A 25930-nucleotide genomic window follows, 5' to 3' on the forward strand; every position below is an offset into this window, starting at 1 on the left:
GAGTAAGGAGGAGCCCATGCAGCACGGTCCCGCGGTGCGCCGCCGGAAACTGGGCGCCGAACTGCGTGCGCTGCGCACCTCTGCGGGGCTCACGAGCGGTGAGGCGGCCTTGCTGGTGGGCTGGCACCAGTCCAAGGTCAGCCGGATCGAGACGGGCACGAGCGGGGTGAAACCGGCCGATGTGCGGTTACTTCTGGACGCCTACGGTGTGACAGACTCCCAACTTCGCGAACTGCTCATGGTGTTGGCGGGCTCCGACGACAGCGGCGGCCGGCACCACTGGTGGCACGCCTACCGCGGGGTACTGCCGCCGACCTACCGGGACTTCATCAGCCTGGAGTCGCAGGCCGGTGCGATGCGCACGCTGGAGACCACCGTCGTGCCCGGTCTGCTCCAGACGCCCGAGTACGCGCGTGCGGTGACCAGGGCCGCGGTGGAGGGACTTCCCGAAGACCGGCTCGACACGCTGGTCGAGGTGCGACTGGCCCGGCAGGACGTGCTGCGCGCGGATCCCCCGCTGAAACTCAGCGCTGTCCTGGACGAGGCGGTGCTGCGGCGCGAGGTGGGCGGACCCGGGGTCATGGCCCGCCAGCTGGAGCGACTGGTCGAGGCCGCCCGGCTTCCCCAAGTGCGCCTGCAGGTACTGCCGTTCGCCGCCGGGGCGCACATCGGTGTCACCGGCCCTTTCGTAATCCTGTCATTTTCGAGCACTTCTGATCTGGATGTGGTTGTTCTCGACCACTTGACGAGTAGCCTCTACCTCGAACGGAAAGAAGACCTCCAGGCCTACACGGAGGCCTTCAACGCCCTTCAGATCCACGCCCTTTCGCCCGAGGACTCGTTGGATTTCATCGCCGGGACAGCCGCCGGCGCGTAAGGAGGCACCATGCGTGCACTGCCTCGTCACGTCCCCTCAAGCATCGAACTGCACGGTGTGCGGTGGCTGCGCAGCAGCTACAGCACCGGCGCGAACAACTGCGTCGAGACCGCGCGTCCGGATGCCCCGCCCTGGGCCGGACTGCTCGCCGTGCGCGACTCCAAGGACCCGGCCGGACCCGCGCTGCTCTTCTCCCCGGGGAGCTGGGCGGCGTTCGCGGCCGGGGTGGAGCGCATGTAACCGCGTTCGATCAGTCCGTCATCGTGCGACGCACGGCCGTGTCACGCCGACTCATGGCCGCGTTTCGCCGACTCATGGCCGCGTCTCTCCGATCACCTGTACAGCGCGTTCGATCTGCTGAGCGGTCAGGTCCGCGCGTGCGGTCAGCCTGAGCCGTGAGATGCCGTCCGGCACGGAAGGGGGCCGGAAGCACCCCACGGCCAGGCCCGCCGCGCGGCACTGCGCCGCCCAGCGCACGGCGTCCTCGGGAGAGGGCGCCCGCACCGAGACCACCGCGGCGTCCGGACGCACCGCTTCCAGACCCGCGGCGGTCAGGCGTGCGTGCAGTTCGCCCGCCACCGCGCGGGCCCGCGCCGCCCGCTGCGGCTCGCCGCGCAGCAGCCGCAGGGCCGACAGGGCCGCACCCGCCGCCGCCGGGGCGAGTCCCGTGTCGAAGATGAACGTCCGGGCGGCGTTGACGAGGTGTCCGACGACCCGGGCCGGGCCGAGGACGGCTCCGCCCTGGCTGCCCAGCGACTTGGACAGTGTGACCGTCGCGACGACGTCGTCCGCGCCCGCGAGCCCCACCGCCTGCGGGGCCCCGCGGCCGCCGTCGCCGAGAACGCCCAGCCCGTGGGCGTCGTCGACGACCAGCCCCGCGCCGTGTTCCCGGCAGACCTCGGCCAGCTCGGCGAGGGGGGCCGCGTCGCCGTCGACCGAGAAGACCGTGTCGGACACGGCGATGGCCGTGCCCTCATGGGTGGCCAGCGCCTTGCGCGCGGCGTCCGGCTCGGCGTGCGCCACGACCTGGGTGGTCCCGCGGGCGAGCCGGCAGCCGTCGATGAGCGAGGCGTGGTTGCCCGCGTCGGAGACGATCAGGGAGCCGTGCGGGGCCAGCGCGGTGACCGCCGCGAGGTTGGCGGCGTAACCGGAGGAGAAGACGAGTGCCGCCTCGAAACCGCAGAAATCGGCCAGTTCCCGTTCGAGTTCGGTGTGCAGTTCGGTGGTGCCGGTGACCAGCCGGGAGCCGGTCGCGCCACCGCCCCAGGTCCGCGCCGCCCGGGCCGCGCCCTCGGTGACCTCGGGGTGGCGGGCCAGCCCGAGGTAGTCGTTGCTCGCCAGGTCGAGGAGCGGCGAATCGGCCGGACGAGGGCGCAGAGTCCGTACGAGTCCGGCGCGGGCGCGCAGCTCCGCCTGCTCGTCGATCCAGCCGAACGCCATGGGTGGTCCTCCGCGGAATTTGTAGGCAGTGCACAGACACTAGCGGGACCACCAGCAGGTCAGTGTGTGGCAATACCCACACCTCGAAGCGACTCTGTTGTGCGAACTCTCCTTTGCCCCGAGCACCTCCTTAGGACAGGATCGGATTCCATGGACCTGCTGAACACGCTGGTGGACAAGGGGCTTCGGCGCGAGCTGCCGACCCGCGACGAGGCTCTGGCCGTCCTCGCGACGTCCGACGACGACCTGCTCGATGTGGTGGCCGCGGCCGGAAAGGTGCGTCGGCACTGGTTCGGCCGACGGGTGAAACTGAACTATCTCGTCAACCTCAAGTCCGGCCTGTGCCCCGAGGACTGCTCGTACTGTTCGCAGCGGCTCGGCTCGACGGCCGGGATCCTGAAGTACACCTGGCTCAAGCCCGACCAGGCGTCCGACGCGGCGGCGGCCGGTGTGGCCGGAGGGGCCAAGCGGGTGTGCCTGGTGGCGAGCGGACGCGGCCCGACGGACCGCGACGTGGACCGGGTCTCCGAGACGATCAAGACGATCAAGGACAACAACGAGGGCGTCGAGGTCTGCGCCTGTCTGGGGCTGCTCTCCGACGGCCAGGCCGAGCGGCTGCGCGAGGCCGGCGCCGACGCCTACAACCACAACCTCAACACGTCCGAGGCGACGTACGGGGAGATCACCACCACGCACACCTACGAGGACCGGGTCGACACCGTGCAGAAGGCGCACGCGGCCGGTCTGTCCGCCTGCTCCGGGCTGATCGCCGGCATGGGCGAGACGGACGAGGACCTCGTGGACGTGGTCTTCTCGCTGCGTGAGCTGGACCCGGACTCGATCCCGGTCAACTTCCTCATCCCGTTCGAGGGCACCCCGCTCGGCAAGGAGTGGAACCTGACCCCGCAGCGGTGCCTCAGGATCCTGGCGATGACGCGGTTCGTCTGCCCGGACGTCGAGGTGCGGATCGCGGGCGGGCGCGAAGTTCATCTGCGCACGATGCAGCCGCTGGCGCTGCACCTGGCCAACTCGATCTTCCTCGGCGACTACCTCACCAGTGAGGGCCAGGCCGGCAAGGCCGACCTGGAGATGATCGCGGATGCGGGCTTCGAGGTGGAGGGCACCGGCCAGGTGACGCTGCCGGAGCACCGGGCCGCCGGGGGCTGCCACGACGGTGGCGGGGTCTGCGGTTCCGGGGGCGGCGGAGCGTGCGGCTCCGACGCCGCCCCGGAGGCCTCCGAGACCGGTACGGCCGCCGAGCCCCGTACGGCCGCCGAGCCCCGTACGGCCGCCGATGCCCGTACCGACCTGGTCGCCGTCCGCCGCCGGGGCGCCGGAACGGACCTCGCGCCCAATGCCTGAGCTGACGGTGCCCGGGCTGCTGGAGCTCGACCGGCGGCATGTGTGGCATCCGTACGGTCCGATGCCCGGACGGCAGGAACCGCTCGTCGTGGAGTCGGCGAGCGGGGTACGGCTGCGGATCGCCGACGGCTCGGGGGCGCCGGGTGGTTCGGCGGTCGCGGACGGTTCGGCGGTCACGGACGGTTCGGGCGTACCGGACGGTCCGCGAGAGCTGGTCGACGGGATGTCGTCCTGGTGGTCGGCGATCCACGGCTACAACCACCCGGTACTCAACGAGGCCGCGCGCGGTCAGTTGGAGCGGATGAGCCATGTGATGTTCGGCGGGCTCACCCACGAGCCCGCCGTACGCCTGGCGAAGCTCCTTGCCGACATGTCGCCCGAGGGCCTGGAGCATGTCTTCCTCGCCGACTCCGGGTCGGTGTCGGTCGAGGTCGCGGTCAAGATGTGCCTGCAGTACTGGCGTTCGCTCGGCCGCCCCGGCAAGCAGCGGCTGCTGACCTGGCGCGGTGGCTACCACGGCGACACCTGGCAGCCCATGTCGGTGTGCGACCCGGAGGGCGGGATGCACGACCTGTGGACCGGGGTGCTGCAGCGTCAGGTGTTCGCCGACCCGCCCCCGGCGGAGTACGACGAGGCCTACGCCGAGCACCTGCGGTCGCTGATCGAGCGGCACGCCGATGAACTGGCCGCGGTGATCGTCGAGCCGGTGGTGCAGGGCGCGGGTGGCATGCGGTTCCACTCCCCCGCGTATCTGCGGGTGCTGCGCGAGGCGTGCGACGCGCACGACGTGCTGCTGGTGTTCGACGAGATCGCGACCGGTTTCGGCCGTACGGGTGCGCTGTTCGCGGCGGAGCACGCGGCAGTGACGCCGGACGTGATGTGCGTGGGCAAGGCGCTGACCGGCGGTTACATGACGATGGCGGCGACGCTGTGCACCCCGCGGGTGGCCGACGGCATCTCGCGGGGCGAGGTTCCGGTGCTCGCGCACGGGCCGACGTTCATGGGCAATCCGCTGGCGGCGGCGGTGGCCTGCGCCTCGATCGAGCTGCTGCTCGGTCAGGACTGGCTCGCCGAGGTCAAGCGGATCGAGGCGGGGCTGCGGGACGGGCTCGCGGCGGCCTCGGAGCTGCCGGGCGTGACGGACGTGCGGGTGCTCGGCGCCATCGGCGTGGTGCAGCTGGACCACGCCGTGGACATGGAGGCGGCGACGGCGGCGGCCGTGCGCGAGGGCGTGTGGCTGCGGCCGTTCCGCGATCTGATCTACACGATGCCGCCGTACGTGACGGGCGACGAGGATCTGGCCCGGATCGCGCGGGCCGTGTGCGCGGCGGCGCGGGAGGGATGACATGCCGGTACTGGTGATCACGGGCACGGGCACGGAGGTCGGAAAGACGGTCGTGACCGCCGCCGTGGCGGCGACGGCGCTGGCCGCCGGCCGTTCCGTGGCCGTGCTGAAGGCCGCGCAGACGGGCGTCGGGCCGGACGAGCCCGGGGACGCCGCCGAGGTGGCGCGCCTGGCGGGCCCGGTGACGACGGCCGAACTCGCCCGCTTTCCCGAGCCGTTGGCGCCCGCCACGGCGGCGCGCCGGGCCGGGCTGGCCCCGGTCCATCCGCACGAGGTCGCGGAGGCCGCCGCCAAGCTGGCGACCGAGCACGACCTGGTGCTGGTCGAGGGGGCCGGTGGACTGCTCGTCCGGTTCGACGCGGTCGGCGGCACCCTCGCGGACGCGGCCCGGCTGCTGTCGGCGCCGGTGCTGGTCGTGACCGCGGCGGGGCTCGGCACCCTGAACACGACGGAGCTGACGGCGCGTGAACTGCGGGGCCGGGGGCTGGATCTGGCCGGGATCGTGATCGGCAGCTGGCCCGCGGCCCCCGATCTCGCCGCGCGCTGCAATCTCGCGGATCTGCCCGACGTGTCCGAGGCCCCCCTGCTGGGCTCGGTTCCGGCCGGCTCGGGCACCCTCTCCCCCGCCGTCTTCCGGGCGACCGCGCCACACTGGCTGGCGCCACGGCTGGACGGCTCGTGGGACGCGGAGGCGTTCCGGATCCGGGAGGCGCCCGGGGCGTACTGAGGGCTGGGGCGGGCGCGCGGTGAAACCGAGGCGGGCGTGGTTGCGTGTTGAATTACGTATGTGATCACCTCCGAAGGGACCACCTTGTACTCGAACGGACCACGCCTGTCCCGCCGTACGGCCCTCGCGCTGGGCACGGCCGCCGCTCTCTCGCTGGGCGGCGCCGGCACGGCCCGCGCCCTGCCGGGAACCGACGGCGTCACCGCGCGGCTGCGGGAGCTGGAGCAGGAGCACACCGCCCGGCTGGGCGTGTACGGCCGGAACCTGCGCACCGGCCGGACGGTGGCGTACCGGGCCGACGAACGCTTCCCGATGGCCTCGGTGTTCAAGACGCTCGCCGCCGCGGCCGTACTGCGCGACCTCGACCGTGACGGCGAGTTCCTGGCCCGGCGCGTGCACTACACCCAGGAGTACGTCACCAAGTCGGGCTACTCCCCCATCACCCAGGACCACGTCGCGACCGGCATGACCGTGGGCGAACTGTGCGACGCCACCATCCGCTTCAGCGACAACACCGCGGGCAACCTGCTCCTGAAGGAGCTGGGCGGGCCGACCGCCGTCACGCGCTTCTCCCGCTCGGTCGGTGACCGGATCACCCGGCTCGACCGCTGGGAGCCCGAGCTCAACTCCGCGGAGCCGTGGCGCGTGACCGACACGACCACGCCGCGCGCCATCGGCCTGACCTACGCCCGGCTGGTGCTCGGCACCGCGCTGGAGCCCCGGGACCGGGCGCGGCTCACGGACTGGCTGCTGCGCAACACCACCAGCACCGAGAAGTTCCGCAAGGCCCTGCCCGCCGACTGGCTGATCGCCGACAAGACCGGCGGCGGACGCTACGGCGGCAACAACGACGTCGGCATCACCTGGCCGCCGGACGGTCCGCCGATCGTGATGTCCGTCCTGACCACCCAGCCGGAGGAGGACGCCCCGGCCGACAATCCGCTGGTGGCCGGCGCTGCCGCCCTGCTGGCGGCGGAACTGGCGTAGGGGGTCGCGTGATGGGCACGGGAGGGCTGCGGCCGCGGGACGCCTGGCTCGTCGGCGGTGCCCTCGGGGTCGCCGGTCTGCTCGCCCTGCACTCCGCCGTGCCCAACGGGACCGGTCGGCTGGGGAGCCTGCTGGAGACGTTCCTGCCGTGGCTGGGGGCGGCGGTGCCCGTGTTCGGCTGCCTCGCCCTGCTCGGGCGGTCGGGGGCGGGGCTGCTCGCCTGCCTCGCCCCCATGGCCGTGTGGCTGTGGATGTTCGGCGGGATGTGGTTCTCCTCGCCCCCGGGCGCGTCCGACCTGACCGTCGTCCAGCACAACGTGGCCGACGACAACGCCGACCCCGCCGGCACCGCACGGGCCCTGCTCGCCACCCGCGCCGGGCTGATCGCCGTCGAGGAACTGACGCCCGCCGCACGGCCGGCATACCAGGACGTCCTGGGCGGGTCCCATCCGCACCGGGCGGTGCACGGCACGGTCGGGCTGTGGTCCGTGTACCCGCTGTCGGACGTAGGGCCCGTGGACATCCGGCCCGCGGGCTTTCCCGACAGCTGGCGGCGGGCACTGCGGGCCACGGTGTCCGCGCCCGGCGGCGAGCTGGCGGTGTACGTGGTGCATCTGCCGTCCGTGCGGCTGGGCGCGACGGGGCTCGCCTCGGCGGCCCGTGACGAGAGCGCCGCCCTGCTCGCGGGCCGGATCGCCGACGACCCGGCCCGGCGGCTCCTGGTGGTGGGCGACCTCAACGGCACCGTGCAGGACCGCGGGCTCGGGCCGCTCACCTCCCGACTCGACGCCCCGTCCACGGGGTTCGCGTTCAGCTGGCCGGCCGGGCTGCCGGTGGCGAGGATCGACCAGGTGCTGGGGCGCGGGGTCGAGGTGACAGAGGTGTCCGCACGGGAGGCGACCGGGAGCGACCACCTGCCGGTGCTGGGGCGGATACTCCTTCGGTAACCGGCAGGGGTGCGGCGGGCCCGTGCGGGGGACAATCGCCCTAAGGCGCTAGGCCAGCCTCGTCCGGGAGGTCCCCCATGCCGCTCCGCTCCGGCAAGGTGCCACGGGACGCCGTGCACCATCCGCTGTTCGCCCGCTGCTACGCCAGGGTCAGTGTCGCCGCCGAGACCCGGATGGGCATGGGCCGCATCCGCGGGAGACTGCTCGACGGGCTGTCCGGGCGGGTGATCGAGATCGGCGCGGGCAACGGGCTGAACTTCGCGCACTACCCGGGCACCGTCGCCGAGGTCGTGGCGATCGAACCGGAGCGGCGGCTGCGGCACCTGGCCGTGGAGGCAGCGCTGCGCGCCGAGGTGCCGGTGGACGTGGTGCCGGGCGCGGCGGAGGCGCTGCCGGTCAAGAGCGAGGGCTTCGACGCCGCCGTGGTGTCGCTGGTGCTGTGCAGTGTGCGGGACGTGCCCCGGGCGCTCGCCGAGCTGCGGCGGGTGCTGCGGCCGGGCGGCGAGGTGCGGTTCTTCGAGCACGGCCGGGGCGGTGGCCGGGCGATGACCTTCACTCAGCACGCCCTGGACCGGACGGTGTGGCCGATGCTGAGCGGGGGCTGCCACGTGGCGCGGGAGCCGGTGCGGGCGCTGCGGGACGCCGGGTTCGAACTCGGTCCTTACCGGCAGGTCCTGATGCCGCAGGAGGGGCCGCGGCTGCCCAGCTCGTACTGCGTGCTGGGCACGGCCTGGCGTCCGGTCAGTGGGTAGTGCGGCCGGTGGTCACAGGCTCCACTGGCGCAGCTCCTGCTCGATGTCCCGTACGGACGCCTCTCCGCTCTTGACCAGCCGGGCGAGGTCGCGGACCTGCTCGGGCGAGGTGATGACCTTGACGCCGCTGGCGACGAGGTAGGCGTAGGCGACGGCGGAGGCGAACAGGGCGTTGGAGCGCTCCAGCGCGGGCACGTGGAGCAGGAGCTGGAGGAGTGCCGCAGCGCGGGCGTGCGGGCTGTCGTAGACGGGGACGTCGAATATGGCGGCCTGGTGGCGGGCGACGGCGGCGACGAGGGCTCCCCAGTCGGTGACCTGGGGGTCTCCGGGGGTCTTGTGCTCGGCGAGCATCAGCAGCCAGGCGAGGTCGATCTCGAGGTTGTTCAACGCTTCAGTGGCGACCTTCGCGCGTGCCCTCACGGTCTGCGCCGAACTCCTCGGCGAAGACGGACTCGTACTGCTTCATGAAGTCGGCGGCGGCCTCCACGAAGGTGTGGCCGACCTCGCCGGTGTCCTGCCGGACCAGTTCCTCGATGTAGCGGTTGACGCTCATCCCGCGGGCCAGGGCGCGCTCACGGGCGGCGCGGGCGGTGCCCTCGTCGACGCGCACGTTCAGCTGGGTCTTCGCCATACCTCGAAGCTAGCGCGAGGGTGCTAGCACCGGCAAGGGCGGTGTCCGACCCGCGGAGGATACCGAGTGTGGGCCGGGTCACATTACGCTCGGGCAGGGCCAGGAGGTCCTGACGTCCACCCAGAGGAGGCGGCCTTGTCCACACCTGCTGCGGAGCACGCTCCCGGCCTCGCGCCGGCCGACGGGATCGCGGCCCGCGCCCGCGGTCTCACCAAGGCGTACGGCTCGGGCGAGACGGCCGTGCTCGCACTCGACTCGGTGGACGTGGACGTCGTCCGGGGCCGGTTCACGGCCGTGATGGGCCCGTCGGGGTCCGGGAAGTCCACCCTGATGCACTGTCTGGCCGGGCTCGACACCGTGTCGGCCGGTCAGGTGTGGCTCGGCGACACGGAGATCACGGGGCTGAGGGAGCGCGAGCTGACACGGCTGCGCCGGGACCGGATCGGCTTCATGTTCCAGTCGTTCAACCTCATCCCGACCCTGAACGCGCTGGAGAACATCACCCTGCCGATGGACATCGCGGGCCGGAAACCGGATGAGAAGTGGCTGGACCAGGTGATCGACACCCTGGGCCTGCGGGACCGGCTCCGGCACCGGCCGTCACAGCTGTCCGGCGGGCAGCAGCAGCGGGTGGCCTGCGCGCGGGCGCTGGCCTCCCGGCCCGAGCTGATCTTCGCGGACGAGCCGACCGGCAACCTCGACTCGCGGGCCGGCCTGGAGGTGCTCGGCTTCCTGCGCGAGGCCGTCGACCAGCTGGGGCAGACCGTCGTCATGGTCACCCACGACCCTGGCGCCGCCGCCCACTCGGACCTGGTCCTCTTCCTCGGGGACGGCCGGATCGTCGACGAGATGCGGCGCCCCACGGCGGAGGCGGTCCTGGAGCGGATGAAGAGGTTCGACGTGATCCGCACCCGGTACGAGGACGCCACCGCGTCACCCGAGGAGAACTGAGCCCGTGCTCAAGGCGACCCTGCGGAGCTTCCTGGCCCACAAGGGGCGGCTGCTGCTCTCCGCGCTCGCCGTCCTGCTGTCCGTCGCGTTCGTCACGGGGAGCCTGATCTTCTCGGACACCGTCAGCCGCACGTTCGACCGGCTGTTCGCCTCCACCGCGGCCGATGTCACGGTCAGCCCGAAGGAGGACCTCGACGAGGCGGTGCCCTCCGGCCGGACGGCCACCCTGCCGGCCGCGCTCGCCGAACGGGTCCGGCAGGTCGACGGGGTCGCGGCGGCCCGCGCGGACGTCAAGGTGAGCGGCCTCACGGCCGTCGACGAGGAGAACCGGCCGGTGGGGCCCACCACCGGGGCGCCGACGCTCGGCTACGCCTGGACCCCGAACGAGCGCAGCCCGGTCGAGCTGACCTCGGGTCATGCCCCGCGCGGTCCCGCCCAGGCGCTGATCGACTCCGAGACCGCCGACCGCAGGAACGTGCGCATCGGCGACCCGCTCACCGTGATCGCACCCCCCGGTTCGTTCACGGTGCGGGTCGTCGGCATCGTCACGTTCACGACGACGAACCCCGGCTCCGCGCTGCTCTACTTCGACACGCCCACGGCCCAGACGAAGCTGCTGGGCCGGCCGGGGACGGCGACCGCCATCTCGGTCGACGCGGCGGCGGGCGTCAGTGACGATCAGCTCAAGCGGCGCGTGGCCGCCGCGCTCGGCGCACACACCTACGACTTCAGGACGGCCGGCGAACAGGCCGAGTCGGACGTCGAGCAACTGGGCGGGTTCCTCGACGTCATCAAGTACGTGATGCTCGGCTTCGCCGGGATCGCCGTGCTCGTCGGCGTGTTCCTGATCGTCAACACCTTCTCCATGCTCATCGCCCAGCGCACCCGCGAACTGGGGCTGCTGCGCGCGCTCGGTGCCGACCGGCGCCAGGTCCGCGGCTCGGTGCTCACCGAGGCCCTGCTGCTCGGCCTGGTCGGCTCCACGCTGGGACTCGCCGCGGGCATCGGGCTCGCGGCGGGGCTGATCGGGCTGATGGGCCTGCTCGGCATGAACATCGACGCCGACGAGATGGAGATCGGCTGGGTGACTCCGGTGGCGGCGTACGTCGTCGGGCTCGGCGTCACCTTCGTCGCCGCGTACCTCCCGGCGCGGCGGGCCGCGGGTGTCTCGCCGATGGCCGCCCTCTCGGACGCGGAGGTCGCCGGGGTGGGCCGGCCACTGCGGATGCGCGCGGTGGCGGGCGGGGTCGTCGGGGCGGCCGGTGCGGCGGCGCTCGCGGGGTGCGCCGTGTCGCGGCAGACCTCGTCGGCGGCGTCCCTGCTGGGCCTCGGTGTGGTGCTCACCCTGATCGCGACCGTGATCGCCGGGCCGCTGCTGGTGCATCCGGTGATCCGGGTGCTCGGCGCGGCCTTCCCCGCGCTGTTCGGCTCGATCGGGCGGATGAGCCAGCGCAACGCCCTGCGCAATCCCCGCCGTACCGGAGCGACGGCGGCGGCCCTGATGGTGGGGATCGCCCTGGTGGGCGGGATGTCGGTGGCGAGCGAGTCGATGACCGCCTCGTTCGACCGGCAGATCGACAAGACCCTCGGCGCCGACTTCGTGATCCAGAACACCAACTTCCAGCCGTTCCCCGAGGAGGTCACCGGCAAGGTGCGCGGCACCGACGGGGTGGGCCTGGTCGTGCGCGGGCGGTTCACACCGGTCGCGGTGCGGCTCCCGGACGGCGACCGCGTGGAGACCACCGCCGCGGGCTACGATCCGCGGCTCGACGAGGTCGCCAACATCACCTACGCGCAAGGGGACTCCGCGTCCGCGCTCGGGCCCGGACGGCTCGCCATGGACCGGGACTTCGCACGCGACCACGGCGTGCGGGTGGGCAGCACGCTCCCGGTGGAGTTCCCGGGCGGACGCTCGGCCGAGCTGACGGTCGGCGCGCTCACCGACCAGGACGCCGCCGAGGGATTCGGCACCCAGGGCGGCCTGTTCTTCGGGCTGGGCACCCTGCAGCGGTACGCGCCGGGTGGACAGGACTCCGCGCTGTACGTCAACGCCGCCCCTGGCACGGGCGACGACGACCTGCGCGCGAACCTGGAAAAGACGCTGGATGCGTATCCGCAGGTGCAGGTGCGGGACCTGGCCGACTACAAGCAGTTGGTCCACGACCAGATCGCCGTCCTGCTCTACCTCGTGTACGCACTGCTCGGGCTGGCGATCATCATCGCGGTGCTCGGCGTGGTCAACACCCTCGCGCTGTCGGTGGTCGAACGCACCCGGGAGATCGGGCTGTTGCGGGCGATCGGGCTGGCCCGGCGTCAGCTGCGGCGGATGATCCGGCTGGAGTCGGTGGTGATCGCGGTGTTCGGCGCGGTCCTCGGGCTGGTGCTGGGGCTGGTGTGGGGGGTGTGCATGCAGCAGGTGCTGGCGCTCCAGGGCATGACGGCGCTGGCGATCCCGTGGGTCACGATCGTGCTGGTGGTGGTCGGTTCGGCGGTGGTCGGTGTGGTGGCGGCGCTGCTGCCGGCGTTGCGCGCCTCCCGCATGAACGTGCTGGCGGCTATCGCGCACGAGTGACGTCCGCATGGTGAAACGGTCTGACGCGGGCCGGCCCGGGTGATGTGATCTTGGGATGACCGAGTTGCGCATCCGGGCCGCGACGCCCGACGACCTCGACACCGTGCTGGCCTTCTGGAAGGCGGCCGCCGAGGGCACGAGCATCAGCGACGACCGCGCCGGCGTGGAGCGGCTCGTGGCGCGGGACCCCGAGGCGCTGATCCTCGGCGAACACGGTGGTGAACTGGTGGGCACGGTGATCGCCGGGTTCGACGGCTGGCGGTGTCATCTGTACCGGCTGGCCGTGCATCCGGACCACCGCCGCCAGGGCATCGCGTCCGCGCTGCTCGCCGCCGCGGAGGAGCGGTTCGTACGGCTCGGCGGGCGCCGCGCGGACGCGATGGTGCTGACGCGCAACGAGATCGCGCATCGGGCGTGGGATGCGGCGGGGTACGGGGCACAGGAGCAGTGGCGACGTTGGGTGAAGCCGCTCACCGAGTAGGCGCGGCCAGGGAACCGGTGATCGCGCCCGCAAGAGGACTTTGCCCATCCTTTACTCTTGAATGGCCACTCGGTCCTGCATGAAAGGTTGTGAGCGTCCGCCCATGGGCGAGCCTCCCCGTGCGCGACACCGCGCGTTCAGCCCCGTCCTGGAGAACGATGGAACGGGGGTGAACCGATGACCGAAGTGCTCCTCCTGCTGGTGGCGATCCTGCTCTCGCTCGCCTGTGGCGCCTTCGTGGCGGCCGAGTTCTCCCTCACCACGGTCGAGCGCGCCGAGCTGGAGCGGGCCGTGGAGCGCGGCGAGCGGGGCGCGGCCGGTGCGCTGAAGGCCGTACGGAATCTGACGTTCCAGCTCTCCGGCGCGCAGCTCGGCATCACCGTCACCAACCTGGTGGTCGGCATGCTCGCCGAGCCGTCGATCGCGGCCATGATCGCCGGTCCGCTGGAGGACCTCGGCGTCTCGCGCTCGGCGTCGCACAGCGTCGCGCTGGTGCTCGGTACGGCCGCGTCGACGGTGTTCCTCATGGTCGTCGGCGAGCTCGTGCCGAAGAACTGGGCGATCTCCTCGCCGCTGACCGTCGCCAAGACGGTGGGCAACGCGCAGCGCTGGTTCAGCGCCGCGTTCCGGCCCTTCATCACGCACCTCAACAACACGGCCAACCGGGTCGTGCGGCGGATCGGTGTGGAGCCGGCGGAGGAGCTCGCCTCGGCGCGCGGGCCGCAGGAGCTGGCGGCCCTGGCACGGCACTCCGCGAAGCAAGGCGCTCTGGAGGCGGACACCGCCGAGCTGTTCGTGCGCACGCTGAACCTCGCCGACCTGACCGCGGAGAACGTGATGACGCCCCGGGTGCAGGTCGTCGCGCTGGATGTGCAGGCGACCCTGGAGGACGTCGCGAACGCGACCCGGGCGACGGGCCTGTCCCGGTTCCCCGTCTACCGCGGGACCCTCGACTCGGTCGTCGGAACGGCCCACGTCAAGGACGTGCTGGCGGTGCCGGCCGAGCGCCGCAGGCGGATCCATGTCTCCGAGCTGATGCGCGAACCGCTGCTGGTCCCGGCGACGCTCACCGTCGACCGGCTCCTGGACCGGCTCTCCGGCAAGCGCACGATGGCCGTCGTGATCGACGAGTACGGCGGCACGGCGGGCGTGGCCACGCTGGAGGACATCGTCGAGGAGGTCGTCGGCGAGGTGCGCGACGAGCACGACCCGCACGAGACCCCGGACCTGGCCGCGGCCGGCACCGACGAGTCCGGGCACGCGCTGTACTCGGCCGACGGATCCGCGCGTGTGGACCATCTGGAACGGATCGGGCTGCGCGCGCCGGAGGGGCCTTACGAGACGCTCGCCGGGCTGGTGGCCACGGTGCTCGGCCGGATACCGGCCGCCGGAGACACCCTGGAGGTCGCCGGCTGGCACCTCGAGGTCCTGGACGCGACCGGGCGCAGGGCCGCCCGCGTCCGGCTGCGCGCCCCCCTCGACGACCACAAGCCCGACGAGAAGGGGGTGGAGCTGTGACCGCCGTCCAGTTGCTGATCGGACTGGCGACGCTCGTCGTCAACGCCTTCTTCGTCGGCGCCGAGTTCGCGCTGATCTCGGTGCGCCGCAGCCAGATCGAGCCCTACGCCGACCAGGGCGACCGGCGCGCCAAGAGCGTGCTGTGGGGCCTGGAGCACGTGTCCGCGCTGATGGCCGCCGCCCAGCTCGGCATCACGCTGTGCACGCTGGTGCTGGGCGTGGTGGCCGAACCGGCGATCGCGCATCTGCTGGAGCCGGTGTTCCACGCGGTGGGTGTGCCCGAGGGCGCGGGGCACGCGGTGTCCTTCGTGATCGCGCTGTCCCTCGCGACCTATCTGCACATGCTGCTCGGTGAGATGGTGCCGAAGAACATCGCGCTCGCCGAGCCGGTGCGCAGCGCGCTGGCGCTCGGACCGCCCCTGGTGGCGCTGTCCCGGGCGCTGCGTCCGGTGATCTTCACGGTGAACGCGTTCGCGAACGCCCTGCTGAAGCTGCTGCGGGTCGAGGCCCGCGAGGAGGTCTCCGCCTCCTACTCGGACGCGGAGATAGCGCAGATCGTGAAGGACTCCAGCGAGGCCGGCCTGATCGACGACCGGGCCCAGGAGCGGCTGCGCGACGCGCTGGAGCTGGGCCGCCGTCCGGTGCGGGACGTCGTGATGCCGCTGGAGGACGTGGTGTACGCGAAGGTCGGCGTCACGCCGGAGGAGCTGGAGCGGCTGTCGGCGCAGTCCGGGTTCTCCCGCTTCCCGGTGGTGGACGAGGGGCGGCGGATCGTGGGCTACCTGCACGTGAAGGACGCCCTGGAGGCCGCCGGGCGGCACACGCCGTTCCGGCTGCGGGACATGCGCCCCATCGCGCGCGTGCGTGAGCACACACCACTGGACGACGTCCTCACGGCGATGCGGGGCAGCCGCACGCACCTCGCGGCCGTCCTCGGCACGGACGGACGCATGGCAGGGCTGGTGACCATGGAGGACGTCCTGCGGGAGCTGTTCGGCCAGCGGGCTTGAGGCGGCGGGGCAGCGGGGGTGCTGTGCGGGGTGCCGGGGCTGCCGTGCGGGATCGCGGCCGGGGGGTTCGCTGTCGGTCGGCCCATTCGTGGACCGACCGACTGCTGGGTATGTGCACGGAGTACTATTTCCGTCGCCATGCAGACGAACCCCACCTACAGCAGCCTGGTCGCCGTCGGCGACTCCTTCACCGAGGGCATGTCGGATCTGATGCCCGACGGCACCTACCGGGGCTGGGCCGACCTGCTCGCCGCGCGGATGGCGGCCCGGACGCCCGGCTTCCAGTACGCCAACCTCGCGGTGCGCGGCAAGCTGATCCAGCAGATCGTCGACGAGCAGGTCGACGTCGCCGCGGCCATGGGGGCCGACGTGATCACCCTGGTCGGCGGGCTCAACGACACGCTGCGGCCCAAGTGCGACATGGGCCGGGTCCGCGCGCTCCTGGAGGAGGCCGTGGAGAAGCTGGCCCCCGCCTGCCGGCAGCTCGTGCTGATGCGCAGCCCGGGCCGGCAGGGCCCGGTCCTGGAGCGGTTCCGGCCCCGCATGGAGGAGCTGTTCGCCTGCGTCGACGAGCTGGCCGCCCGGCACGGCGCGATCGTCGTCGACCTGTACGGCGCGCCGTCCCTGAGCGACCCGCGCATGTGGGACGTGGACCGGCTGCACCTGACGGCCGAGGGCCACCGCCGGGTCGCGGAGGCGGTGTGGCAGACGCTGGGCCACGACCCGGAGGACGCCGAGTGGCACACGCCGATGCCGGCGACCCTGCCGCCGGGCTGGGTCATGCGGCGCGTGGCGGACGCCCGGTTCGCCCGGCAGCACCTGCTGCCGTGGATAGGCCGCCGCCTGACGGGCCGCTCCTCGGGCGACGGACTGCCCCCCAAGCGGCCCGAGCTGCTGCCGTACGAGGACCCGGCGTAGCCCCAGGTGGAGAGGGCCGGGTGCTCTCGTAGGTTCCGACAAGGACACCCGCGGCGCTGGCCTGCACGAATCGCCAGTAGAATCCGTGCACGTGACTTCCGCTCCCGCCAAGCCCCGCATCCCGAACGTCCTCGCCGGACGCTACGCCTCCGCCGAGCTCGCCACGCTCTGGTCGCCCGAGCAGAAGGTGAAGCTGGAGCGGCAGCTCTGGCTCGCTGTGCTGCGGGCCCAGAAGGACCTCGGGATCGAGGTGCCGGACGCGGCGCTCGCCGACTACGAGCGTGTCCTCGACACCGTCGACCTGGCCTCGATCGCCGAGCGCGAGAAGGTCACGCGGCACGACGTGAAGGCGCGCATCGAGGAGTTCAACGACCTCGCCGGGCACGAGCACGTGCACAAGGGCATGACCTCCCGCGACCTCACCGAGAACGTCGAGCAGCTCCAGATCCGGCTCTCGCTGGAGCTGGTGCGCGACCGCACGGTGGCCGTGCTGGCGCGGCTGGGCAAGCTCGCCGGCGAGTACGGCGAGCTGGTCATGGCCGGCCGCTCGCACAACGTCGCCGCGCAGGCCACCACCCTCGGCAAGCGTTTCGCCACCGCCGCCGACGAACTGCTCGTCGCGTACGGCCGGGTCGAGGAGCTGCTGGGCCGCTACCCGCTGCGCGGCATCAAGGGCCCGGTCGGCACCGCGCAGGACATGCTGGACCTGCTCGGCGGGGACGCCGGGAAGCTCGCGGACCTGGAGCAGCGGATCGCCACGCACCTGGGCTTCTCGCAGGCGTTCACCTCGGTCGGCCAGGTCTACCCGCGCTCGCTGGACTACGAGGTCGTGACCGCGCTGGTGCAGCTGGCGGCGGCCCCGTCGTCGCTGGCCAAGACGATCCGGCTGATGGCCGGGCACGAGCTGGTCACCGAGGGCTTCAAGCCCGGCCAGGTCGGCTCCTCGGCGATGCCGCACAAGATGAACACCCGCTCCTGCGAGCGCGTCAACGGCCTGATGGTGATCCTGCGCGGCTACGCCTCGATGACCGGCGAGCTGGCAGGCGACCAGTGGAACGAGGGCGACGTGTCCTGCTCGGTGGTGCGCCGGGTCGCGCTGCCGGACGCGTTCTTCGCTCTGGACGGTCTGCTGGAGACGTTCCTGACGGTGCTCGACGAGTTCGGCGCGTTCCCGGCGGTCGTCGCCCGTGAGCTGGACCGCTATCTGCCGTTCCTCGCCACCACCAAGGTGCTCATGGGCGCCGTGCGCGCGGGTGTCGGCCGGGAGCTCGCTCACGAGGCGATCAAGGAGAACGCCGTCGCCTCCGCGCTCGCCATGCGCGAGCAGGGCGCCGAGCGCAACGAGCTGCTGGACAAGCTGGCCGCCGACGCGCGCATCCCGCTGGACCGGGACCAGCTGGACGCGCTGATGGCCGACAAGCTGTCCTTCACCGGTGCCGCCGGCGACCAGGTCGCCACTGTCGTCGCCCGGGTCGAGGAGATCGTGAAGCAGCACCCCCAGGCCGCGGGCTACACGCCCGGCGCGATCCTCTGACGCGCCTGCCGGGTAGCCGACGGTGCCGCGTTTCACGCCCGAGGAGCTGGAGGCCGCCCGCGACCGCGTCGTGCCCGACGTGGTCGCGGAGGGTCTGCACGTCCTGTTCTGCGGCATCAACCCGGGCCTGATGACGGCCGCGACGGGCAACCACTTCGCCCGTCCGGGCAACCGCTTCTGGCCGGCGCTGCACCGGTCCGGCTTCACGCCGCGGCTGCTGAAGCCGTCCGAGCAGCATGAGTTGCTGGCGTACGGGCTCGGCATCACCAACGTGGTGGCGCGGGCCTCCGCGCGGGCCGACGAGCTGAGCGCCGAGGAGTACCGGGAGGGCGGGCGGCTGCTCGCGGCGAAGGTGGAAGGGCTGCGGCCGCGCTGGCTGGCCGTGGTGGGGGTGACCGCCTACCGTGCGGCCTTCGACGACCGCAAGGCCCGGGTGGGGCCGCAGGCGCGGACGATCGGCGACACGCGCGTGTGGGTGCTGCCCAATCCGAGCGGGCTGAACGCGCACTGGACGCTCGACACGATGGCCGAGGAGTTCGGACGGCTGCGGGAAGCCGCCGGAAGCTGATCGCCTACGGGGGGTCCGTCTCCGTGACCAGGGCCAGCAGTCGGACCTCGTGCCAGGGGTCCCGGTCCGCGACCGCCACGGCGACCCAGCGGCCCGTGCCCTCCAGCTCCCAGAGATGGGCGACGCCCGCCCGCGCGCTCAACTCCGCCCACGGCGCGGGTATTTCCTCGCGCTCGGTGCGCAGCAGCACGGTCTGCAGGTTGTACGGAGGTGTGTCGCCCCAGCGGGAGGCGAGGAGCTCGTAGACGGCGTCGCGGTCCTTCTCGAACTGGTCGATCGTCACCGCCCTCGTCGCCGGGTCGTCGTCGGTCGCTGCGTCTAACACCGCGAGGTGGTGACCGGGCCCCGAGACACCGACGTCCGACGGGCCGTGCTCCGCCGGAAAGGGGCGGTAGCACAGCTCGTCGATGAGGGCGATGTGCTGTGCGATGTTCATGGGTCCAGTAAACCCGCCCCCACTGACACTTGGCGGGGCATCAGCCGGCCCGCCCTCAGGCGTCCCTGCGGCGCACGCTCCAGGCTCCCGCCAGCAGGGCGGCGGCCGTCCACAGCCCGGTCACCGCGAGCCCCGACCAGGGCCCGAGCGTGCCGTCGTACGTCTCCCTCAGGACCAACTGCCCGGCCTTGTCGGGCAGGAAGTCGGCGACGGTGCCGGTGGCGTCACCGATCACGAACGACACGACGAGGATGAACGGCACCAGCAGGGAGAGGGTGGCCACGCCGCTGCGCAGCAGGGCGGCGACACCCGCGGCGAACAGGGCCATCAGCATGAGGTACACGCCGCAGCCCACGACTGCGCGCGTCTGCTCGCCGGTGCTGAGCGTGTCGGCCGCCGGCCCCAGCCCCGCCCGGCCCACCAGGAGCGCGGCGAGGGCCGTCACCAGCCCCGTGAGGAGCGCCGGTACGGCGATGACGGCCGCTTTGGCCGCGAACCACCGGCCGCGCCGCGGCACCGCGGCCAGCGAGAGCCGCAGCGCTCCCTGGTGGAACTCCGACGACACGGCCATCGCCCCGAAGGTGATGGCCGCGATCTGGCCCGGGAGGACGCCGGACAGGGACGTGAACAGCGGGTCGAAACCGGGGTCCGAGGCGTCGGAGACCCCGGCGAGCGCGGAGAAGGCCGTGGTCGCCGCGAACAGCGCCAGCAGCGCTCCCGGCAGCGAGCGCAGCGTGCGGATCTTCAGCCACTCGGAGCGCAGTACGGGCGTGATGTCCATGGTCAGGCCTCCTGGTGCTGTGCGGTGAACTCGGTCTCGGCCCCGGTGAGGTCGAAGTAGGCCTGCTCCAACGTGCCCTCTTCGGCGGCCAGTTCCAGCACGGGCACGCCCGCGGCCGAGGCGACGCGGCCGATGTCGTCCACCCGGGCGTCGTGCACGGTCCAGTGCCCGTCCGCGTGCTCTTCCGCGTCGTGGCCGTGCCGGGCGAGGGCCGACTTGAGCGCGACGGGGTCGGACGTGCGGATGCGCACGCGGGGCCGCACGCGCGCGTGGATGAAGTCCCGCATGGGGGTGTCGGCGAGGAGCCGGCCCCGGCCGAGGACGACAAGGTGGTCGGCGAAGGACGCGGTCTCGTTCATCAGATGGCTGGAGACCAGGACCGTGCGGCCCTCCTCCGCGAGCCGGCGCAGCAACCGCCTGATCCACACGATGCCTTCGGGGTCGAGTCCGTTGGACGGCTCGTCCAGCATGACCACCTCGGGGTCGCCCAGCAGGGCGGCGGCGATGCCGAGCCGCTGGCGCATACCCAGGGAGTACGTCCGCACGCGGCGCCGGGCCACCGGCGTGAGGCCCGTTTCCTCCAGGACCTCGTCTGCCCGCCGGTCGGGGATGCGGTTGCTCGCCGCCAGGACGCGGAGGTGGTCGCGGGCGGTGCGGGAGCCGTGCGCGGCCTGCGCGTCGAGCAGGGCTCCGACATGGCGCAGAGGTTCGTGGAGCGCCGCGTAGGGCCGGCCGCCGATCGTGGCGGAACCGGCGGTCGGCCGGTCGAGGCCGAGCACCAGCCGCATGGTGGTGGACTTCCCGGCGCCGTTCGGGCCGAGGAAGCCGGTGACGCGGCCGGGCTGTATCCGCACGGTGAGCCGGTCCACGGCACGCCGGCCGCCGAACTCCTTGGTGAGGTCCTGGACGTCGATGCTGGTCATGGCAGCAGCGTGACGGTCGGCCCGGGGTGCGGTCCTCCCCCGGCGGTGGAGATCGTCTCCCCCGTGCGGGGGAGGCTCGCTGTCAGTGCCGGCTGGCACGATGACGCCATGGTCCGCATGCTGCGCCCCTTCACCCGGGCGGTGACGTACACGCGGTGGCTGCATCTCTCCATGGCCGTCGTGTGGCCGTCCCTGTGGCTGTTCATCGACGAGGCGTGGTGGACGGTGGCCACGGCGACCGTCCTGCTGGGGCTCGCGGGTCTGGTCCCCGCCATGCGGGTCGTGGAGGGGTTCCAGGCCAGGCTGCTGCTGACGGGCCATCGGGACACCGGCGCGAGCGCGAAGATCGTCGTCGCGCCCTCGGCCACCTGGGGCGATCGCGGGCGGATGGTGGTGTGGCTGGAGGCGCGGCTGTTCCTCGGCGCCCTGGTGTCGCATCTCGCCGTTCAACTCCTCCTCCTCGCGGTGGACCTGATGTCGACGGCGTTCAGCGGGGAGCGTGCCGGCGGCGCCTGGCTCGTCGTCATGGGCCACCACTGGTGGCACGCCGTGCTCTCGCCCCTGCCACTGGCCCTGGCGGCCGCGCTCGTGGTCGGTGCGGGGCACCTCGTCACGGCGATCGCCCTGCGCCTGCTCGGCCCGTCCCCCGCCGAGCGGCTCGCCGCCCTGGAGGAGCGCACCGAACAGCTGCTGGAACGCGCGCGGATCGCCCGCGAGTTGCACGACTCCATCGGTCACGCGCTCACGGTCGCCGTGGTGCAGGCGGGGGCCGCCCGGGCGGCGGGCGATCCGGCCTTCACCGACCGGGCGCTGGGCGCTATCGAGGAGACGGGGCGGGCCGCTCTGGAGGACCTGGAGCGGGTGCTCGGCGTCCTGCGCGAGTCGGGGAAACCGGTGAGCGGCAGACCGACCCTCGCGGAAGCCGACCGTCTGCTGGACTCGGCCCGGGCCTCCGGGGCGAAGGTCGACGCCGAGGTGACCGCCCCGGTCGATACCGTGCCCGGGCCGGTGTCCCGGGAGGGCTACCGCATCCTCCAGGAGTCGCTGACCAACGTGCTGCGGCACGCGGGCGCGGTCCCGGTGCACGTGCGCGTGCGGGTCGCCGACGGCACCCTCGTCCTCGCCATACGCAATCCACTGCCCGCCGGGGGCACCGGCTCCGGGCGCGGCAGCGGTCTGCGCGGGATCCGCGAACGCGCGGCCCTGCTCGGCGGCCGGGCCCGGACCGGGCCGGTCGAAGGCGACTGGCAGGTCCATGCCGAACTGCCGCTGAGTTGATCTACGCTGGCCCGATGCCGGTCACCGTTCTCCTCGTCGACGACGAACCCTTGGTGCGCGCGGGTCTGCGGGCCGTACTGGAGGCTCAGCCGGACATCGAGGTCGTCGGGGAGGCCACGGACGGGGCGGCGGTGATCCCGCTCGTACGGCGGTTGCGGCCGGACGTGGTCGCCATGGACGTACGGATGCCGCTGCTGGACGGCATCGAGGCCACCCGGGCGGTGCTGCGGACCGTCGACGACCCGCCGCGGATCCTCGTGGTGACGACCTTCGAGAACGACGAGTACGTGTACGAGGCGCTGCGGGCGGGCGCCGACGGGTTCCTGCTGAAGCGGGCCCGGCCCGCCGAGATCGTGCACGCGGTGCGGCTGATCGCGGAGGGCGAGTCGCTGCTGTTCCCGGCGTCGGTGCGGCAGCTCGCCGCCGAGTACGGCGACACCGGCGGGAACCGTGCGGCACGGGCCGTGCTGGAGCGGGCCCAGCTCACCGAACGCGAGGCCGAGGTGCTGCGGCTGATGGCCCGGGGCCTGTCGAACGCGGAGATCGCCGCCCGGCTCATCGTCGGGACCGAGACGGTGAAGTCGCATGTCAGCGCGGTGCTGGCGAAGCTGGGGGCGCGCGACCGCACCCAGGCGGTGATCGCGGCCTACGAGTCGGGCTTCGTGGCGCCGGGCTGATCCCCGGGTCCGGTGCCCGCCCCTCGCCGGGGTGTGCCCTGCCGAAGTACGATCCGGCCATCACGCGCACGACCTGGGAGGACGGACGGTGGGGCGGCTGACGGGCGGGGATCCCTCGCTGCTGCGAAGGATCAACTCCGCGGTGGTGCTGCACGCGCTGCGCGCCACGGACTGCGCGACGCTGACCGAGATCACCCGGGTGACGGGGCTGTCCCGGCCCACCGTGGAGGGCGTCGTCGAAGGGCTCATCGAGGCCGGGCTCGTCGTCGAGAAGGCAGCGGAGGAGGGCGCGGCCCGACGGCAGGGGCGTCCGGCGCGGCGGTTCCGGTTCCGGGCGGAGGCCGGGCATCTGCTCGGGCTGGAGATCGGGGCGCACCGGGTGTCCGCGCTGCTGTCCGACCTGGACGGCCGGGTGATCGGCGCCCAGGCCAAGGAGGTGCCCGAGACGGCGCAGGCCGACGAGCGGCTGGAGCGGCTGCGCGTGGCCGTCGCCGAGCTGCTGCGGCGGGCCGGGGTCGCGCGCGGCTCGCTGCGGGCCGTGGGCGTGGCGACGCCCGGGATCGTCGAGGCCGACGGCACGGTCCGGCTGGGCACGGCGCTGCCGGGGTGGACGGGGCTGCGGCTGGGCGAGCGGCTGGGCCGGTCGTTCAAGTGCCCGGTCCTGGTGGAGAACGACGCCAACGCGGCGGCCGTCGCCGAGCACTGGAAGGGCGCGGCCACCGAGTCGGACGACGTGGTGTTCGTGCTGGCGGGGCTCAGCCCGGGCGCCGGTTCGCTGATCGGGGGCCGGCTGCACCGGGGCTACGGCGGCGCGGCCGGTGAGATCGGCGCGCTGCATCTGCTGGGCCGGGGGGTGACGCCCGAGACGCTGCTGTCCACCACGGACGAACCTCTCCACCCGCTCGACGAGCAGGCCGTCGCCGAGGTCTTCGCGCAGGCCCGCCAGGGCGACCAGCGGGCCCGCGCGGCCGTCGACCGCTTCAAGCAGCGCCTGGTCCATGACGTGGCGGCCCTCGTCCTCGCCCTGGACCCGGAGCTGGTCGTCATCGGCGGCTGGGCGGCGGGCCTGGACGGCGTCCTGGCCCCCCTCCGCGAGGAGCTCGCCCGCTACTGCCTGCGCCCCCCGGAGGTGACCCTCTCCGCCCTGGGAGACGCGGCAGTGGCGACCGGCGCCCTGCGGCTCGCCCTGGATCATGTGGAGGAGCAGCTGTTCGCGGTGGAGCAACGCTCCATCTAGGGGCGCGGGGCTGTACTGACGTGCGGCTCCGCCGCGTGGGCGCGACCGGCGGAGGTCAGGACGCCTGCCGCTGAGGCCCGGCGTGGATCTCCACACCCCCCGAGTCACCGAAGGTGAGTCGGCACGTGTCAGCGCGATACGTCGCCACGGACAGCGCCGCCGTACGTCCCAGGGCGATGAAGCGGGTCGTGACGACGAGCACCGGCGCCCCCGGCAGCCGGTCCAGCTCCTTCGCCTCCTCGGCCCCGGCGGAGCCGAGCTCCACCGCGTTCTCCTGCCGCTCCAGCGCCAGCCGCTGCAGCTCTCGCAGCACCGCACGCGCGCGTGCCGCTCCGGACGGCGCGTCGATGCCGGAGAGTTCGGGCACCGAGGGCTGCGGGATGTACAGCAGTTCCGCGGCGACCTGGCGGCCGTGCGAGACGCGGGAGCGCCGCACGATGTGCACGGGCTCGTCGCGGCCGGTCTCCAGCGCGTCGGCGACCGCGGCCGGCGGCACGGCCGTGGTGCAGTCGGCGGGCTGCCAGGCGTCCTCGGGGCCGCCCGGCCAGGTGTGCGGGCCGGTGCCGAGGGAGACGCCCATGCGGGGCGGCGCGACGGTCGTACCGACACCGCGGCGGCGCTGCAGCCTGCCTTCGAGTTCGAGCTGCTCCAGTGCCTGGCGGAGCGTGGCGCGGGCGACGCCGAAGCGGGCCGCGAGGTCGCGCTCGTTCGGAAGGATCTCCCCCACCGAGAACTCCGAGTCGAGCGCTTCGCTGAGCACCGTCTTGAGATGCCAGTACTTCGGTTCCTGCACCGATTCCAGCTGCGTGGTCCCCACCCTGTCCTCCGCATCGCCGTGGTCGGCAGCGTTTTAGCGCCCTTGTTTATTAAAGGTTGTTGCACTTCTCTGCGACCATAGGGCGGCCCTGATACTTGGTCAAGACCAATGCCGGGAACGTTCACGGGGCGTGTCCGGCGGGAGGCGCCGACCGTCTCGGCGGGGTGTCTAGGCGGCTGTCAGCGACCGCAGCTTGTCGGGGTTGCGGACGACGTAGACCGACTGCACGCGGCCGTCGGCCACCTCGAGCTGGAAGACGGAGTCGGGCCTGCCGCCGGACAGGATCAGCGCGGCCGGGCCGCCGTTGAGCTCCAGGAACCGCACGGACAGGCCCGGGACGCCCTTCTGCGCGACACCGACGAGGAAGCGGCCCACCTTGTCGGCGCTGTGCAGGACCCGCAGCGGCGCTTGCGACTTGCCGCCGCTGTCGCCGACGAGCCGGACCTCCGGGGCGAGTAGCGCCATCAGGCCCTCGAGGTCGCCGCCGGCCGCCGCGGCGAGGAACCGCTCGGTGAGGTCGCGGCGTTGCGCGGGGTCGACCTCGTAGCGGGGGCGCCGCTCCTCGACGTGCTTGCGGGCCCGCCCGGCCAGCTGACGCACCGCCGGTTCGCCGCGGTCGAGCATGGCGGCGATGTCGGCGTACGGGAAGGCGAAGGCCTCGCGCAGCACGAACACGGCCCGCTCCAGCGGTGACAGCGACTCCAGCACGACGAGGACGGCGACGGAGACGGTGTCGGCGAGCACGGCCCGCTCGGCGGTGTCGGGCACGGTGTCGCCGAAGTCGGTGACGTACGGCTCGGGCAGCCAGGGGCCGACGTACGTCTCGCCGCGTGCCTTGATCTGGCGCAGGCGGTCGATGGCGAGCCGGGTGGTGATCCGCACGAGGTAGCCGCGCGGTTCGCGGACGTCCTCGCGCGGTGCGCCGGACCAGCGCAGCCAGGCCTCCTGGACCACGTCCTCCGCGTCGGCGACGCGTCCCAGCATGCGGTACGCGACGCCCAGCAGGACGGGACGGTGGGCTTCGAAGACGTCGGTCGCGGTCTCGGTGGTCACGGCCCCATCCCAGCCCACCGATGGTGCCCTGTCCAGGCGGAACCACCCCTTCCCGGACAGAATGGCCGGCAGGACGCCGGTGATCGGCGGCACGGCTGCGGAGGTGGC

At 72.9% G+C, this 25930-nt stretch carries 27 protein-coding genes; 19 read left to right on the top strand and 8 right to left on the bottom strand.

Features of this window, described 5'->3' with window-relative positions:
• Positions 1–16: 16 nt before the first annotated feature.
• Together IGS69_RS04040 and IGS69_RS04045 are read left to right on the top strand one after the other, a co-directional pair.
• A complete protein-coding gene (locus IGS69_RS04040) occupies positions 17–877 on the top strand; it encodes a helix-turn-helix domain-containing protein (RefSeq protein WP_190897049.1) in 861 nt (286 codons plus the stop codon).
• A 9-nt stretch (positions 878–886) separates the two neighbouring features.
• Positions 887–1117, top strand: a complete 231-nt coding sequence (locus IGS69_RS04045) for a DUF397 domain-containing protein (RefSeq protein ID WP_190897051.1) — start codon at positions 887–889, stop codon at positions 1115–1117.
• A 72-nt stretch (positions 1118–1189) separates the two neighbouring features.
• Here the strand turns inward: IGS69_RS04045 and IGS69_RS04050 are convergent, their stop codons facing one another.
• Positions 1190–2317 (bottom strand): 8-amino-7-oxononanoate synthase, encoded by a 1128-nt coding sequence (locus IGS69_RS04050; protein ID WP_190897053.1) that lies wholly within the window; start codon positions 2315–2317, stop codon positions 1190–1192.
• A 150-nt stretch (positions 2318–2467) separates the two neighbouring features.
• Between IGS69_RS04050 and bioB the strand changes: the two genes are divergently transcribed.
• The 6 genes from bioB (at position 2468) to IGS69_RS04080 (ending at position 8437) form a co-directional block, all read left to right on the top strand.
• Entirely contained in the window at positions 2468–3679 is a 1212-nt protein-coding gene (gene bioB, locus IGS69_RS04055) for a biotin synthase BioB (protein ID WP_190897055.1), read from the top strand.
• Positions 3672–5024: an adenosylmethionine--8-amino-7-oxononanoate transaminase gene (locus tag IGS69_RS04060; protein WP_190897057.1), complete on the top strand. Its 1353-nt coding sequence runs from the start codon at positions 3672–3674 to the stop codon at positions 5022–5024. Before bioB ends, IGS69_RS04060 begins: the two co-directional genes overlap by 8 nt.
• Before the next feature lies 1 nt (position 5025).
• Positions 5026–5751 (top strand): dethiobiotin synthase, encoded by a 726-nt coding sequence (gene bioD / locus IGS69_RS04065; protein ID WP_190897059.1) that lies wholly within the window; start codon positions 5026–5028, stop codon positions 5749–5751.
• Between the two features lie 60 nt (positions 5752–5811).
• Positions 5812–6738, top strand: coding sequence for a class A beta-lactamase (gene bla, locus IGS69_RS04070; protein ID WP_190897061.1), 927 nt, complete (start codon positions 5812–5814; stop codon positions 6736–6738).
• Positions 6739–6749: 11 nt separating this feature from the next.
• Positions 6750–7685, top strand: a complete 936-nt coding sequence (locus tag IGS69_RS04075; protein ID WP_190897063.1) for an endonuclease/exonuclease/phosphatase family protein — start codon at positions 6750–6752, stop codon at positions 7683–7685.
• A gap of 77 nt (positions 7686–7762) precedes the next feature.
• The gene (locus tag IGS69_RS04080; RefSeq protein WP_190897065.1) at positions 7763–8437 is read left to right on the top strand and encodes a class I SAM-dependent methyltransferase; all 675 of its coding nucleotides are present in this window, start codon (positions 7763–7765) and stop codon (positions 8435–8437) included.
• Positions 8438–8449: 12 nt separating this feature from the next.
• On the opposite strand, the gene IGS69_RS04085 is transcribed toward IGS69_RS04080, so the two are convergent.
• Positions 8450–8824 carry a fic family toxin-antitoxin system, toxin component gene (locus IGS69_RS04085; protein ID WP_142165227.1) on the bottom strand — a complete coding sequence of 125 codons (375 nt, stop codon included), beginning with the start codon at positions 8822–8824 and terminating at the stop codon, positions 8450–8452.
• A 4-nt stretch (positions 8825–8828) separates the two neighbouring features.
• A complete protein-coding gene (locus IGS69_RS04090; RefSeq protein WP_020270799.1) occupies positions 8829–9068 on the bottom strand; it encodes a hypothetical protein in 240 nt (79 codons plus the stop codon).
• A gap of 135 nt (positions 9069–9203) precedes the next feature.
• Between IGS69_RS04090 and IGS69_RS04095 the strand changes: the two genes are divergently transcribed.
• The 8 genes from IGS69_RS04095 to mug all read left to right on the top strand — a co-directional run bounded on the left by IGS69_RS04095 (position 9204) and on the right by mug (position 18620).
• A complete protein-coding gene (locus IGS69_RS04095) occupies positions 9204–10019 on the top strand; it encodes an ABC transporter ATP-binding protein (RefSeq protein WP_190897067.1) in 816 nt (271 codons plus the stop codon).
• A 4-nt stretch (positions 10020–10023) separates the two neighbouring features.
• Entirely contained in the window at positions 10024–12591 is a 2568-nt protein-coding gene (locus IGS69_RS04100; protein WP_190897069.1) for an ABC transporter permease, read from the top strand.
• 55 nt (positions 12592–12646) lie between these two features.
• Positions 12647–13072 carry a GNAT family N-acetyltransferase gene (locus tag IGS69_RS04105; protein WP_190897072.1) on the top strand — a complete coding sequence of 142 codons (426 nt, stop codon included), beginning with the start codon at positions 12647–12649 and terminating at the stop codon, positions 13070–13072.
• Positions 13073–13249: 177 nt separating this feature from the next.
• A complete protein-coding gene (locus tag IGS69_RS04110; protein ID WP_190897074.1) occupies positions 13250–14590 on the top strand; it encodes a hemolysin family protein in 1341 nt (446 codons plus the stop codon).
• On the top strand, positions 14587–15600 hold the full coding sequence (locus IGS69_RS04115) for a hemolysin family protein (RefSeq protein ID WP_190897076.1): 1014 nt from the start codon (positions 14587–14589) through the stop codon (positions 15598–15600). Before IGS69_RS04110 ends, IGS69_RS04115 begins: the two co-directional genes overlap by 4 nt.
• A 138-nt stretch (positions 15601–15738) precedes the next feature.
• Complete coding sequence (locus tag IGS69_RS04120; RefSeq protein ID WP_190897078.1) at positions 15739–16518, top strand: SGNH/GDSL hydrolase family protein; 780 nt, start codon at positions 15739–15741, stop codon at positions 16516–16518.
• Between the two features lie 91 nt (positions 16519–16609).
• Positions 16610–18052 carry an adenylosuccinate lyase gene (gene purB / locus IGS69_RS04125; protein ID WP_190897080.1) on the top strand — a complete coding sequence of 481 codons (1443 nt, stop codon included), beginning with the start codon at positions 16610–16612 and terminating at the stop codon, positions 18050–18052.
• A 22-nt stretch (positions 18053–18074) separates the two neighbouring features.
• Entirely contained in the window at positions 18075–18620 is a 546-nt protein-coding gene (mug, locus tag IGS69_RS04130) for a G/U mismatch-specific DNA glycosylase (protein WP_190897082.1), read from the top strand.
• Positions 18621–18624: 4 nt separating this feature from the next.
• Here mug and IGS69_RS04135 read toward each other — a convergent pair whose 3' ends face one another.
• From IGS69_RS04135 to IGS69_RS04145, 3 genes are read right to left on the bottom strand one after another with little or no spacing between them, the layout of a single operon-like run.
• Positions 18625–19056, bottom strand: coding sequence for a hypothetical protein (locus IGS69_RS04135; protein ID WP_190897084.1), 432 nt, complete (start codon positions 19054–19056; stop codon positions 18625–18627).
• 55 nt (positions 19057–19111) lie between these two features.
• Positions 19112–19837, bottom strand: a complete 726-nt coding sequence (locus IGS69_RS04140) for an ABC transporter permease subunit (RefSeq protein WP_190897085.1) — start codon at positions 19835–19837, stop codon at positions 19112–19114.
• A gap of 2 nt (positions 19838–19839) precedes the next feature.
• The gene (locus IGS69_RS04145) at positions 19840–20760 is read right to left on the bottom strand and encodes an ATP-binding cassette domain-containing protein (RefSeq protein WP_190897087.1); all 921 of its coding nucleotides are present in this window, start codon (positions 20758–20760) and stop codon (positions 19840–19842) included.
• Between the two features lie 108 nt (positions 20761–20868).
• On the opposite strand from IGS69_RS04145, the gene IGS69_RS04150 reads away from it, so the two are divergent.
• From IGS69_RS04150 to IGS69_RS04160, 3 genes are all read left to right on the top strand, one after another.
• Positions 20869–22038 carry a sensor histidine kinase gene (locus IGS69_RS04150; protein WP_190897089.1) on the top strand — a complete coding sequence of 390 codons (1170 nt, stop codon included), beginning with the start codon at positions 20869–20871 and terminating at the stop codon, positions 22036–22038.
• A gap of 14 nt (positions 22039–22052) precedes the next feature.
• Positions 22053–22715, top strand: a complete 663-nt coding sequence (locus tag IGS69_RS04155; protein WP_190897091.1) for a response regulator — start codon at positions 22053–22055, stop codon at positions 22713–22715.
• An 88-nt stretch (positions 22716–22803) separates the two neighbouring features.
• A complete protein-coding gene (locus IGS69_RS04160) occupies positions 22804–23952 on the top strand; it encodes an ROK family transcriptional regulator (RefSeq protein WP_190897093.1) in 1149 nt (382 codons plus the stop codon).
• A 55-nt stretch (positions 23953–24007) separates the two neighbouring features.
• On the opposite strand, the gene IGS69_RS04165 is transcribed toward IGS69_RS04160, so the two are convergent.
• Together IGS69_RS04165 and IGS69_RS04170 are read right to left on the bottom strand one after the other, a co-directional pair.
• Positions 24008–24769, bottom strand: coding sequence for a GntR family transcriptional regulator (locus IGS69_RS04165; RefSeq protein ID WP_190897095.1), 762 nt, complete (start codon positions 24767–24769; stop codon positions 24008–24010).
• A gap of 168 nt (positions 24770–24937) precedes the next feature.
• Positions 24938–25822, bottom strand: a complete 885-nt coding sequence (locus tag IGS69_RS04170; protein WP_190897097.1) for an RNA polymerase sigma-70 factor — start codon at positions 25820–25822, stop codon at positions 24938–24940.
• Between the last annotated feature and the right edge of the window lie 108 nt (positions 25823–25930).

The sequence above is a fragment of the Streptomyces tuirus genome, from assembly GCF_014701095.1.
GTDB lineage: Bacteria > Actinomycetota > Actinomycetes > Streptomycetales > Streptomycetaceae > Streptomyces > Streptomyces tuirus.